The 12596-nt window shown below is 54.7% G+C and carries 10 protein-coding genes; 6 read left to right on the forward strand and 4 right to left on the reverse strand.

Features of this window, described 5'->3' with window-relative positions:
• Positions 1-38: 38 nt before the first annotated feature.
• Positions 39-1544 (forward strand): DUF4394 domain-containing protein, encoded by a 1506-nt coding sequence (locus BXP70_RS12530; RefSeq protein WP_086594417.1) that lies wholly within the window; start codon positions 39-41, stop codon positions 1542-1544.
• A 102-nt stretch (positions 1545-1646) separates the two neighbouring features.
• Here BXP70_RS12530 and BXP70_RS12535 read toward each other — a convergent pair whose 3' ends face one another.
• On the reverse strand, positions 1647-2081 hold the full coding sequence (locus BXP70_RS12535) for a carboxymuconolactone decarboxylase family protein (protein ID WP_086594418.1): 435 nt from the start codon (positions 2079-2081) through the stop codon (positions 1647-1649).
• 121 nt (positions 2082-2202) lie between these two features.
• On the reverse strand, positions 2203-2475 hold the full coding sequence (locus tag BXP70_RS12540) for a barstar family protein (RefSeq protein WP_086594419.1): 273 nt from the start codon (positions 2473-2475) through the stop codon (positions 2203-2205).
• Positions 2476-2669: 194 nt separating this feature from the next.
• On the opposite strand from BXP70_RS12540, the gene BXP70_RS12545 reads away from it, so the two are divergent.
• Both BXP70_RS12545 and clpB read left to right on the forward strand, forming a co-directional pair.
• Positions 2670-3296 (forward strand): porin family protein, encoded by a 627-nt coding sequence (locus BXP70_RS12545; RefSeq protein WP_086594420.1) that lies wholly within the window; start codon positions 2670-2672, stop codon positions 3294-3296.
• 281 nt (positions 3297-3577) lie between these two features.
• The gene (gene clpB, locus BXP70_RS12550; RefSeq protein WP_086594421.1) at positions 3578-6193 is read left to right on the forward strand and encodes an ATP-dependent chaperone ClpB; all 2616 of its coding nucleotides are present in this window, start codon (positions 3578-3580) and stop codon (positions 6191-6193) included.
• Between the two features lie 193 nt (positions 6194-6386).
• On the opposite strand, the gene BXP70_RS12555 is transcribed toward clpB, so the two are convergent.
• Together BXP70_RS12555 and BXP70_RS12560 are read right to left on the reverse strand one after the other, a co-directional pair.
• Positions 6387-6959: a hypothetical protein gene (locus BXP70_RS12555; protein ID WP_086594422.1), complete on the reverse strand. Its 573-nt coding sequence runs from the start codon at positions 6957-6959 to the stop codon at positions 6387-6389.
• Between the two features lie 14 nt (positions 6960-6973).
• Entirely contained in the window at positions 6974-7468 is a 495-nt protein-coding gene (locus tag BXP70_RS12560; RefSeq protein ID WP_086594423.1) for a hypothetical protein, read from the reverse strand.
• A 259-nt stretch (positions 7469-7727) separates the two neighbouring features.
• Here BXP70_RS12560 and BXP70_RS12565 point away from each other — a divergent pair, with 259 nt between their 5' ends.
• From BXP70_RS12565 to BXP70_RS12575, 3 genes are all read left to right on the forward strand, one after another.
• Positions 7728-8732, forward strand: a complete 1005-nt coding sequence (locus BXP70_RS12565; protein WP_086594424.1) for a hypothetical protein — start codon at positions 7728-7730, stop codon at positions 8730-8732.
• A gap of 351 nt (positions 8733-9083) precedes the next feature.
• A complete protein-coding gene (locus BXP70_RS12570; RefSeq protein WP_086594425.1) occupies positions 9084-11696 on the forward strand; it encodes a pectinesterase family protein in 2613 nt (870 codons plus the stop codon).
• A gap of 217 nt (positions 11697-11913) precedes the next feature.
• Complete coding sequence (locus BXP70_RS12575; RefSeq protein WP_086594426.1) at positions 11914-12525, forward strand: HupE/UreJ family protein; 612 nt, start codon at positions 11914-11916, stop codon at positions 12523-12525.
• Positions 12526-12596: the final 71 nt, after the last annotated feature.

The following is a 12596-nucleotide window of genomic DNA, read 5'->3' on the forward strand; positions in this document are numbered from 1 at the left end:
CTGAGCACCTTGATTTTTTCACATTAAAACCAGATTAAATGAAAAATCTTTTTCGCCTCAGAAAGCTAGCTTTCTTCGCTGCACTTTTCTTCGCGCTAACGAGCTGCGATGACGACGGCGATTTCCCGGGCTACAATGGCAGCCTCGACGTGCCCTTCTATGCATTGGAAGATGGCGTGCGCCTGACGGCTTTTTCGGCGGGCAATCCACAGACGCCGGCTAGCGCTGCTGCCATCACAGGCTTGCAAACCGGCGAAACCATTCTAGCCATTGACTTCCGCCCGGCTACGGGCCAGCTCTATGGCCTAGGTAGCACGAGCCGCTTGTATGTACTCGACCCGAAAACAGGTGCGGCCCGCCCAGTAGGCGCGGGTCCCTTTACCCCAGCCTTGGCGGGCACCCTCGCTGGCTTCGACTTCAACCCTACCGTTGACCGTATCCGCTTGGTAACGAGCACTGGCCAGAATCTGCGCCTCAACCCCGAAACAGGCACTGTAGCAGCTACCGATGGCAACATCAACGGCGCTGCGGGGGCAAGCATCACTGCTGTTGCCTACACCGGCAATGTGTCGGGGTCTACCACGACTACGCTCTACGACATTGATGCCACCTCGCAAAAGCTCTACAAGCAAATGCCGCCCAACGACGGCACGCTGGTAGAAGTTGGCTCGCTGAACCTAGCTATTTCCGGCGACGGTGGCTTTGATATTGCGCCCGACACCGATAAGGCGCTTGCTCTTTATAACGTAGGGGGAAAGGCGACGCTCTTCTCCGTGGACCTAGCGACGGGCAAGGCGAGCATCATTTCCGTGTACAACAAAGCGTACACCGGCATTGCCATCCCGACGCAGCCAGTAGCTTACGCCGTTAGCGCGACCAACAACCTGCTGATCTTCAATCCTGAGAAGCCTGCCACAGCTATTGCTAAGCCTATCACGGGCCTAGCTTCTGGCGAAACCATCGTCGGCATCGACTTCCGCCCCGTAAATGGCCAGCTGTACGCCGTGAGCAGCAACAGCCGCGTGCTTACCCTCAACACGTCGTCGGGGGCGGCGGCCGTGGTGGCCACGCTGAGCACACCGCTGGTGGGCACCTCTTTCGGCGTCGACTTCAACCCTACCGTTGACCGCATCCGCATTGTGAGCAACACCGGCCAAAACCTGCGCGTGAACCCCGCCGACGGCGTAACCACCGTCGATGGCGCTCTGAACCCCGGCACCCCGGCCGTGACGGGCGCAGCTTATACCAACAACTTTGCGGGCGCCACCAGCACGACCTTGTATGACCTCGACGTGAACACCGACAAGCTCTACACCCAGAACCCGCCGAACAACGGCACGCTGGTGGAAGTAGGCAACCTAGGGGTGAACGTGGAAGCCGCTACGGGCTTCGACATCGGTGGCGCCAGCGGTACGCCGTATGCGCTGCTCACGTCGGGTGGCAGCACCAAGCTTTACCGCATTAATCTTAACACCGGCGCGGCCACGGCCGTCGGTGACTTCAACGCCTCAGCCACCGGTTTTGCCCTAGGCCTAGGTTTTTAAACCGTAGACCGAGAGCGTAATACCCAAAAGCGCTGTAGCTAGTCAGCTGCGGCGCTTTTTTGTGGTGTTCCAAGTCTTCCAAGTCTTTCGTTAACCGACGACCTAGGCCTCAACGGGCATCTCCGTCGTAATAGCAATCCGGTTCCAAGCATTAATCACCACAATGGCCATAATGGCTTGTGCCAACGTGTGCTCATCGAATACCGCAGCGGCTTGTGCATACGCAGCATCCGACACGTGGTGCTGGCCAATGAGCGTCACTTCTTCCGTGAGGGCAAGCAGGGCGCACTCTTCGGGCGTAAACAGGGTGGTTTCGCGCCAGGCCGATACGAGGTACAGGCGCTGTTCGGTCTCGCCCATTTTGCGGGCGTCGCGGGTGTGCATGTTGAGGCAGAAGGCACAGCCGTTGAGCTGCGAAGCCCGCACTTTAATGAGTTCCCTCTGGATGGCCGTGAGCTTGCTCGTGCTCAGGTATTTCTCCAGAGCGAACATGGCTTTGTAGCCCTCAGGATCGATTTGCTGCAGGTTGAGTCGCATCGTCGTGGTGTTTTTGGGGTTGATGATGCGACAAAGGTCCGCCCCGCCACGCAGGAAAAACTTAATCTAGTTCAAGAAAGCGCGGAGGCTGACAGGCTTGTTAGTCAAGTACCTAGAGTTGTTAGGCTAGGTTCATATGATAGCCTGGCTTATACTCTTCGTAGTCATGCATCACTTGCCGTAAGATGCCCATGTCTTTGGGACACGTCTGCTCAAACTCTTGCCAGTTCGTGAATGTCAGTTGCGGTGGCATTTGCACCACCGCCACAATGCAGTCCCAGAAGGCATCCCAACTTGCCCAACCCACGGCATACCACTCTGGGAAACCTAGCTCGCGCTTCACTAGCTCGTGAAAGGCGGGTTTGCTGGTGATACCGCGCAGGTCGATGGTCATAGGCTACTGAATAATACAAGTAATAGGGATTACAAAGCTGACTGAGCACAGGAAACATTCATAATTCTTAAGCGATATAATTAGGATGGTAGCTTCATTAAGTACATTTCTATAGTTAGTAATAAAATAATATAATTTATCAATAATTCATCAATTCTTCAACTAGTTTTGCACAGAATACACTCTTATATATCATGCAAAAACTAGTCTTCACTATTTTCCTAGCTGCCAGCGTATCAACTACAATGGCTCAACAAGTACATCTAGGTATCAAAGCTGGTCCTTCGTATACTAAGCTTAATGGAGTAGATCACGCCCAAATTACCTCCGCTAGCAATGCCTACCGAGTGGGCTTTCACGGCGGAGTGACAGCAGAGGCGAGCATTATTAATAAACTTTCGTTAGAAGCAGAATTACTGTACTCGCAAAAAGGAGCTCAGAATAAGATTGCCCCCAAAATAAAAACGATTTTTTCCTACCTCGATCTGCCTATTCTGGCAAAAATTTCAACCGGTTCAACTGGTGCTTTCTTCGAAGCTGGTCCTCAGTTCGGCTATACAATCCAAGTAGTTTCTAAGTGGTACGGCACTAGGTACAAAGAGAGGGATCTGTATGAGAAATTTGATATAGGTTATGTAGCTGGTTTAGGATATCAGCTCGCTAGTGGGCCCCGAATTGGATTTCGCTATAATGGAGGAATTACACGGATGAATAAGCCTGCCATTTCCGACGGCAAAATCTACGCAACTGAAGATATGCGTAATAACGCGTTCCAGTTATATGTAGGTTATGTATTTGGTAAACGTCAAGCTGTACAATAGCTTATAATCTAGTTAAGCCAAGTGCCATGGAATAGGCTTACCTGAGTGAGCCCATTTCATAGCACTTGGCTTTTTTCAAGCTGGCTATACAATTCCTATTGTAAATTACAGATGGTACTTATGTCTTTGTTAGCAGCAGAAACACAAGACATAACGTCTTCTTTCACTAAAATCTCATTACCTATTCCAGCCAAAACGTCACAAAAAGCTCTTCTGCACCTCATTTGCTATGTCCCTCGTAGAACTTCTTAACCCGAGGTATCTACCAACGACGAAGCAAAATGAACTTTAATAACTATACCATCAAGGCGCAGGAGGCTGTGCAGAAGGCCACCGAAATTGCCGGCGCCAACCAGCAGCAGGCCATCGAGACGGGCCACCTGCTGAAGGGAATTCTGAAATCGGATGAGAACGTAGTTAGCTTCCTCACCAAGAAGCTAGGTGCGAACCAGAACCTGCTCAACACCCGCTTGGATACCATCGTGAACGGTTATCCGAAGGTGAGCGGCGGGTCGCCGTACCTGTCGAACGAGGCCAACTCGGCTTTGCAACGGGCTACGAACTACCTGAAAGAATTTGACGATGAATATGTGTCGGTGGAACACCTGCTGCTGGGGCTGCTCAGCGGCAAGGACAGCACCGCCACACTGATGAAAGATGCAGGCTTCTCGGAGAAAGAGCTGAAAGCCGCCATCAAAGAACTACGCGGAGGCCGCAAGGTGACCAGCCAAACCGCCGAAGACCAGTACCAGAGCCTGAACCGCTACGCTCGTAACCTCAACGAGCAAGTGAAGACCGGCAAAATGGACCCGGTTATCGGGCGCGACGAAGAGATTCGTCGGGTGCTGCAAATCTTGTCGCGTCGCACCAAGAACAACCCGGTGCTGCTCGGTGAGCCCGGCGTGGGTAAGACCGCCATTGTGGAAGGCCTAGCTCAGCGCATCGTGGCCGGCGACGTGCCCGAAAACCTGAAAGACAAGGTGATCATGAGCCTAGATATGGGCTTGCTGATTGCCGGTGCCAAATACAAAGGCGAGTTTGAGGAACGCCTCAAATCCGTTATCAAAGAAGTAACGGACTCGGAAGGTCAGATCATTCTGTTCATCGACGAGATGCACACCTTGATTGGTGCCGGTGCGGGCGGCGAAGGCGCGATGGACGCGGCCAACCTGCTCAAGCCAGCCCTGGCCCGCGGCGAGCTGCACTCCATTGGTGCGACCACGCTAAAGGAGTATCAGAAGTACATCGAGAAGGACAAGGCGCTGGAGCGTCGTTTCCAGGCCGTGATGGTGGATGAGCCGACTATTGAGGACGCCATCAGCATCATGCGCGGTATCAAGGAGAAGTATGAGCTGCACCACGGCGTGCGCATTACGGATGATGCCGTGATTGCCGCCGTTGAGCTCAGCTCGCGCTACATCACCGACCGCTTCCTGCCCGACAAAGCCATCGACCTGATGGACGAGGCTGCCGCCAAGCTCCGCATCGAGCTGAACTCTATGCCTGTGGAGCTCGACGAAGTGCAGCGCCGCATCATGCAGCTGGAGATTGAGCGTGAAGCCATTCGCCGCGAAGACAACCGCGACCGGGAAGCCGTGCTCAGCAAGGAAATTGCGGAGCTAGCTACCAAGCGCGACGACCTTAAAGCTAGGTGGCAAGGCGAAAAGGACGTGCTGACCAACATCCAGACGGTGAAGGAAAGCATCGACCGCTTCAAGGTGGAAGCCGAGCAAGCCGAACGCCAAGGCGACTACGGCCGCGTAGCCGAGTTGCGCTACGGTAAGATTCAGGAAGCGGAGGCTAAGCTGAAAGAACTGCAAACCCAGGCCAGCGAAAACAAAGACGGTGGCTCGATGCTGCAAGAGGTGGTGACCCAAGAGGACATTGCCGAAGTAGTAGCCAAGTGGACGGGCATCCCCGTAAGCAAGATGCTCGCCAGCGACCGGGAAAAGCTTCTGAATCTGGAAGCTGAGCTAGGTAAGCGCGTAGCCGGTCAGTCGGAAGCCATTGCGGCTATTTCGGATGCCGTGCGCCGTTCGCGGGCTGGTCTGCAAGACCCACGCCGCCCCATTGGTTCGTTCATCTTCCTGGGCACCACCGGTGTCGGTAAGACGGAGCTAGCTAAGGCCCTGGCTGAGTACTTGTTCAACGACGAAAACGCCATGGTGCGCATCGACATGAGTGAGTATCAGGAGCGTCATGCCGTGTCGCGCCTCATCGGGGCACCTCCCGGCTACGTGGGCTACGACGAAGGTGGTCAGCTGACGGAAGCCGTACGCCGCAAGCCGTACTCGGTGATCTTGCTCGACGAGATTGAGAAGGCCCACCCCGATGTGTTCAACATCCTGCTGCAAGTGCTGGATGATGGCCGCCTCACCGACAACAAAGGCCGGGTGGCGAACTTCAAGAACACCATTATCATCATGACCTCTAACACCGGGGCCGACATCATTCAGAAGAATTTCAAAGAGCTGAATGAGTACAACCATGATGAAGTGGTGGACCGCACCCGCGAGGAAGTTGTCGACCGCCTCAAGCAGCACATGCGCCCTGAGTTCCTGAACCGGATTGATGAAATCATCATGTTCCAGCCGCTCAAGCGCCGCGAAATCCGCCGCATCGTGGACATCCAGTTCCGCCAGATTCAGCAGCGCCTGGAAGAAGCCGGCATCCGCCTAGAAGCCACCGACGAGGTACTCGACTTCCTGGGCGAGCAAGGCTTCGATCCGCAGTTCGGGGCTCGCCCCTTGAAGCGCGTGTTGCAGCGTGTGATTTTGAACGAGCTGTCGAAGGACATTCTTTCGGGTCGCGTGAGCAAAGACGCGGTGGTGGAAGCCGTGCTGCAAGATGGTCAGGTTCGCTTCGAGAACGTAGACGTGCAGATTCCTGGGTTATAAGACCTAGCTTTTTGTGATTGGTAAACAGAACAGCCCCGCTGACCTAGGTCGGCGGGGCTGTTCTGTTTCCTGGGGAGTCAATCTACAAAGCGGCTTTAGCTTTTTCTTCAGCTTCCTAGCTTTGCATTCATTAGTTGAACAACGTAGCTATTGCACTGGTGGGGCTACTGCTGATGTCCTACTACCCGGTGTATTACTTAGGCGTATTGCTCGTCTGTAGCTGCTCGCGCTGCATTTGCTGCCGTAGCGCTTCTCGTAGGTAGGCTGCCTCGTCAAAGTGTTGCTGCTTTAGGCCGCGCCGATACTTGGCCGGTATTGCCTTGCCAGCAGCGTAGGCATGATCCACGGTGAGCAGATGCTTTTTGTTATACGTATTGGCATGGGCAACAAACCCCGCGACCGTACCCGCCAACACGGCAATACCCAGGGGCGGTGATATGGCTTCCGAGGCCACGGTGGTGCGACCGTAGCTATCCGTACTAGAAATAGGCAGCGCCAACGACATGCCCACGATGAAGGGAATGGTGAAGGCATAGCCAGCTACGCGGCGACGCCGGAACATAGCTAGTAATGCCCCCGTTGTGTCGGCTTCCGCGCTTTTGGGTTGGTAGCGCGGCAAGTACCAGCCGTTGAACAGCAGTACCGCGCCTGAATCAGCAGACGAGGTGGTCGTTGGTGCAGCAGGCACGCTCGTACTCATCGACTGAGCAAAGAGCGTCGTACTAAACAGCAATAGGATTACGAATAAGCAAACTGATTTAAGCATAAATACCTAGCTAGCTATTTAGCGGGTTTGTAGTCAACTGATTTGTATTGAATAATAGGCTGGTTGAAAAACCGCCGTTTGAGCTTCCGCCGGGTGCTGCGGGCTAGCGGCTGCCCCGAGGCATAAGCCGTGAGCGTTTTCTCTAGGTTGCCGTTGCTGTAGTGCAGCATCTTGCCTAGCCCGTAGGCCGCAAATGGCACCAATACCAAAGCTGCTGCCGCGCCATTGCTGCTGTTATCTTGCACTACGTACGCATTATTAACCGTCGTACTATTGGAAGCAGTGGCAGCCCTGGCGCCGACCAAAGCCGACGAGAAAATCCAGCTGGCGCCGCCCGCTTGTCGCCGACCATATAAGTTGATAATGGCTTGCGCAGTGTCGTTGTTCAGGTACTGCGCGCGTAGACGCTGCTTAAACGTCTCGGACTTCAGATTGCTGGAAGGAGCTTGGGCTAACGCGCTACCAACACACACGCTCAGCAAACCACTGATAAGTAGGGTTTTTATCATATGCTATGATTAGAAAAAAGAATATTCCAGATAATAGGTCATGCGGCTATAGCAATAATTCTTCCTAAGTATAGCTTGCAGGCGTTATCTTACTGGGCCCACAAAAGCCGCCTCGCTTCGCGGGAAATAGTGGCCTAGCTTGCGTAGTCTTGCCTTAGTGCGTATATAATTGTGTCTCAAGGCAATCGCAGCTCATCCTAGGCTCGTATAGGAACACCGCAACCTACTTCTTACCTACTACACCTTAACCCTACCCAGTATGCCCAACTTTTTCTTTCTTCAGCAAACCAAACGGTTTGCCTTACGCCGCTTTTTCTCGCTCGCCGTGTTGGCGGCTGGCACGTCTTCTTTCCTGTCCTCGTGCTCGGAAGATGGCACCCTGCCCAACCCTTTTACTCCTGACAAAGTCACTGTTGCACAGTCGGGCATCTTCCCGGAAGGCGTGCAGTACGACGAGCTCAACCAACGCTTCTTGGTGAGCTCGCGCCGGCTAGGTCGCGTTGGTGCCGTGGAAGATGATGGCACTTACACCGTATTCGGCGACGACTCCCGGTTGATCTCCACCATTGGCCTGAACATCGACCCGGTTCGCCACCGCTTGCTGGCCGCCGTGTCCGACAACGGCTCGAACACTACCCGTACTTCGCCGGCCACGCTGAACAAGTTGGCGGCCTTGGCTATTTTCAACTCGAACAACGGCAACCTCGTCAACTACGTGAACCTAGGTGCCTTGCGGCCCGATCAACGGCACTTCGCCAATGATATTGCCGTGGATATTGAGGGCAACGCCTACGTAACCGACAGCTTCTCGCCCATTATTTATAAAGTCGATCAGCAGGGCAATGCCTCTATCTTCCTGGAAGATGCGCAGCTAGGTGCCACTACTGGCTTTGGGCTGAATGGCATCGTGTTTCACCCTGATGGTTACTTAATTGTGGCTAAAACGACGGAAGGTGTGTTGTTTAAAGTACCGATCAACAACCCCAAGAGCTTTACCCGCGTTACCAGCAGCCAGAGCGTAGTAGGCGCCGATGGTTTGTTGTTGCTCAACCCCAAAACGTTGCTACTAGTATCAGGCTCGCAGAGCACCGTGTTCCGCCTGACCAGCAATGACTCCTGGGCAACCACTAGCGCTACGGGGAGCTTTGCTACCGGTCCAACCAGCCCCACAACTATCACGCGTCGCAGCATCTCGGATGCTTATGTGCTTTATCCTTACCAAAGCACTGCCGCACAGTTCGACCTCGTGAAGGTGAAGTTCTAAGCTAGCCCTCTTAGGCTTTATTATTACATAATACCAGCAAGGCCTCGTTGACAGCTAGTCAGCGGGGCCTTGCTGTGTTTACAAGTAGTTGTGACACAGCGTGAGTACTTAGGCTAAAACGAAGTTCCTGTGCTTTGTTTATCTACCAGCTAACAAGTATTGTTTGTAAGCTTTTGTCTCTCGAATGACAACAGAAACGGGAAGATTTCGAGCAAGTATATAAAAAGTTAAATCTGTGCAATCGTTGCCGGGAACGATTGCACAGATTTTTCTACATATGCCCGGCTCATTAGCAGCAAACCCCGTTAATATGCCTTGCTGCTTATTTCTAACCCCACCAAACTTCCTTCTATGCTCTCACCCTCTACTCCTTCTGCGACCCTAACTTACGGCAAGCGCTGGCTTTTACTTTGCCTAGTGCTGCTTTGCTCAGCCGTTTGCTCTCCGCTTTATGCCTACGACCTGGTAGTGGCAAAAGATGGCAGCGGCAACTACAGGACCGTGCAGGCGGCGATTGATGCCGTACCAACGGGCCGCACATCGGTTTACACCATTTTTATCAAGAATGGCCTTTACCAAGAGAAGGTAACGGTGCCAGCTACTAAGCCCTTCGTGCAACTCATCGGGGAGAGTGTGGCCAACACTATCCTGACCTGGAACGACAACGCCAACACCCCAAACGGCACGGGTGGCACCCTAGGCACCGGTGGCTCGGGCAGCGTGACAGTGAATGCCACTGATTTTTCGGCGCTGAACATCACGTTCGTCAACTCCTTCGGCGATGGGTCGCAAGCAGTAGCCGTGAGTTTATACGCCGATCGGGCAGCGTTTAAGAACTGCCGGTTTCAAGGCAACCAAGACACGTTGCTCAACTATGGCAACGGCCGTCAGTACTTCAAGGATTGCTACATCGATGGCAACGTGGACTTCATCTTCGGCAACGCAATTGCGCTGTTCGACAACTGCGTGATCTACGCCAAGACGCGCACGACGGCGGGCAGCTCCTTCATCACTGCGGCTAATACTCCTCCCGGCCAGGCATATGGCTACGTGTTCCGCAACGCCAAAATCCCCTCGAATACGGGCGGCACGCAGTACTACCTAGGTCGGCCCTGGCAGAACTCAACGGGCTCCTCACCACTAGCCGAAAACAAAGTAGTGTTCCTGAAAACCACGATTGGCGCCAACCAGATCTTGCCTGCCGGCTGGGTCACGTGGGACGCTGGCACCGACGTGACGAAGATTACCTACGCCGAGTACCAGACCCGCTATTTCAACGGCAAGCTGGTGCCAGTAACCCAGCGCGTGCCGTGGTCGAAGCAACTCACAGCTACTGATACCGCCCAGTATGTGAAAGCCAAGCTGTTTGGCGCCTGGGACCCATGCGCCGTCGCCGCCGGCTTCTGCACAACGATGAACACGCCCGATATTGCCGTCTCGAACTTCCGAGCTGCGAAGGGCGCCACGCAAGCAACCATCGACTGGAATATCAGCTGGGCCGCGAGCCAGATTAAGTATGAGTTGTTCCGCTCATCGGACAATGTGAGTTTCAACAAAATCTACGAAACCACGGCCCAGAACGACTCCACCTACAACTTCCAGGCAACCGACGCGATACCAGCGGCCGGCAACGTTTACTATTATTATCTGCGCGCTTCTAAGGCGGGCCTAGCCACGCATACGACTCCTACCATTCAGGTGTCGAGCGTGCCTACTATTACCATCACGGGTGGTACTAACGCGTTTGCGCAGTACAGCAACGGCCCTTCGGCTCCGCAGACTTACGTTCTGGCGGGCACAAACTTGCTGGGCAACGTAACCATCACGCCGCCGGCTAATTACGAAGTGTCGGCCAACGGTACAACGTGGTATACCTCGGCGATGCCCCTCGTTCTTGCCCAAACGAATAATACCTTAGCTAACACCACTATTAGTGTGCGGCTGAATGCTACAGCCGCGGGCACATACAGCGGCAACATTGTGCACACCAGCACCGCCGCTGCCCCGGTGAACGTAGCCGTGACCGGCACGAAGGTAAATACGCCACAGCCCGTATCGGTACCGCTTCAGTGGTGGCCGCTCAAGGCGAACAACCAAGACAGCACTGCCGTCCGCAACGCTAGTGTAGCCGCCAGCAACTCCACGCTGCGCAATTTCTACGTGTCGAATGGTACAACAGTACCGACTATCAAGGCGTATTCCAAGGCCTTCGGCCAGGCGCTAGGCGCTTCGGCCAACGGGGATGGGACGTGGGTGCCTAGCCCCAGCAGCAACCCAAACCGCCGGTATTATGAGGAGTTCACGGTAACGGTTTCGCCCAATAGCACCTCTGTTCGGCTCGACTCCCTGGTGTTCACGGCGGGTTTCTACGGCACAGCTAATGGTCGCCTAGCTGTTTTGGTTTCGCGCAGTGGCTTCGTATCCGACTCTACAGAACTGACGGGCGGCCGCGGGCCGGCGGGTAGCCTAAACAGCAGCACGGGCCTCGGCACCTTTGCAAGCCCGCTGGTACTGGCCAACCAGACCAACGGCGTGACAACCGTCTTTCGCTACCCCTTGAATAGCACAACTGGACTCACCCTTGGCGCAGGCCAGAAGCTGACGGCTCGCCTATACTTCTCAGCGGGCACCACCAGCGCCGGCCGTTATTCTTTGCTGAAAGACGTGCTGTTTAAGGGCGAACGGCTCACCGTAACGGCGGCTAACCAGCCACTAGCCGGCACGTCGTTCCAGGTTTATCCTAACCCCACGCCCGACGGCAACTTAATGGTAGCGCTAGGGGGCTACGCGCAAGATGTGCACCTAACGCTGTGCAACGCCCTAGGCCAGGCGCTCTTCTCGACCACGGTGCAAGCTGGTCAAACCCAAAAAATGCTGCCGCTTGGCAAGCTAGCTTCGGGCGTATATATCCTGCGGGCCCAAAGCCAAGGCAGCACCGATGTGCGCCGGATTGTGCGGGAGTAGCACGTGCAGCACATACCTATGGTGCAAAAAGGCCCGCTAGCAAGTTTAGCGGGCCTTTTTCATGCTAGCAAAGACCTTTGGCTACCGAATAAACGCTCACACAGCCCAAAGGAGCTAGGGCAGAAAAGGCAGTAAAATTTTGTCAAAACCAGCTGTGCTAGCGCTAAGATGAGTGGATGTACCGGCTGATATTTCGGGAGAAGCCTAGCTTTAGGGCATGATTTCCGTTTTTCAGACTTACCTCAAACTCGGCTTCTTCCACATCTTCAACCAGCAGGCCTACGACCACCTCGTGTTCCTGCTGGCCCTGTGTGCGCCTTACGTGCTGGCTGATTGGCGCCGGGTGGTGGCCCTAGTAACGAGCTTCACCGTGGGGCACAGCCTCACGCTGGCACTCGCCACCCTAGGTTTTGTGCACTACAACGCGCAAGTGATTGAGACGCTGATTCCGATTACCATCTTGCTAACGTGCGTGCTGAACATCCGGCAAGCCAGCCGTGAGGAGTCGCGCCGCCTCGACCGCAACTCCTTGCGGGATAGGCCAATTGTGCTGGCGCTACCCAACTTACTCGCAGCCGTCTTCGGGCTGATCCATGGGCTAGGATTTTCGAGCTACTTACGCGAACTGCTTGGCCGCCAGAGCCGCCCCGTGCTGGAGCTGCTAGCGTTCAACCTAGGGGTGGAGCTCGGCCAACTGCTTATTGTGCTTCTTATTCTGCTGGCAGGCTTTACGGTGCTGCAAGTATTCGGGGTAGGGCGCCGCGACTGGATCTTGGCGACGAGCAGCGCGGCAGCCGGCATTGCCGTGGTGCTCCTGCTAGGAGTTTGACGTGGAAAGAACGGGCAGCCTAGCTTCTGCGTGCAACTTGCTTTTCGGGGGTTTGTCTGTAAGCACGTTCT

Source organism: Hymenobacter crusticola (genome assembly GCF_002154225.1).
Taxonomy (GTDB): Bacteria; Bacteroidota; Bacteroidia; order Cytophagales; family Hymenobacteraceae; genus Hymenobacter; species Hymenobacter crusticola.

Coding starts and splice junctions, on each gene's coding strand:
- BXP70_RS12530 (WP_086594417.1), top strand. CDS start 39: ATGAAAAATCTTTTTCGCCTCAGAAAGCTAGCTTTCTTCGCTGCACTT.
- BXP70_RS12535 (WP_086594418.1), bottom strand. CDS start 2,081: ATGCGACTCAACCTGCAGCAAATCGATCCTGAGGGCTACAAAGCCATG.
- BXP70_RS12540 (WP_086594419.1), bottom strand. CDS start 2,475: ATGACCATCGACCTGCGCGGTATCACCAGCAAACCCGCCTTTCACGAG.
- BXP70_RS12545 (WP_086594420.1), top strand. CDS start 2,670: ATGCAAAAACTAGTCTTCACTATTTTCCTAGCTGCCAGCGTATCAACT.
- clpB (WP_086594421.1), top strand. CDS start 3,578: ATGAACTTTAATAACTATACCATCAAGGCGCAGGAGGCTGTGCAGAAG.
- BXP70_RS12555 (WP_086594422.1), bottom strand. CDS start 6,959: ATGCTTAAATCAGTTTGCTTATTCGTAATCCTATTGCTGTTTAGTACG.
- BXP70_RS12560 (WP_086594423.1), bottom strand. CDS start 7,468: ATGATAAAAACCCTACTTATCAGTGGTTTGCTGAGCGTGTGTGTTGGT.
- BXP70_RS12565 (WP_086594424.1), top strand. CDS start 7,728: ATGCCCAACTTTTTCTTTCTTCAGCAAACCAAACGGTTTGCCTTACGC.
- BXP70_RS12570 (WP_086594425.1), top strand. CDS start 9,084: ATGCTCTCACCCTCTACTCCTTCTGCGACCCTAACTTACGGCAAGCGC.
- BXP70_RS12575 (WP_086594426.1), top strand. CDS start 11,914: ATGATTTCCGTTTTTCAGACTTACCTCAAACTCGGCTTCTTCCACATC.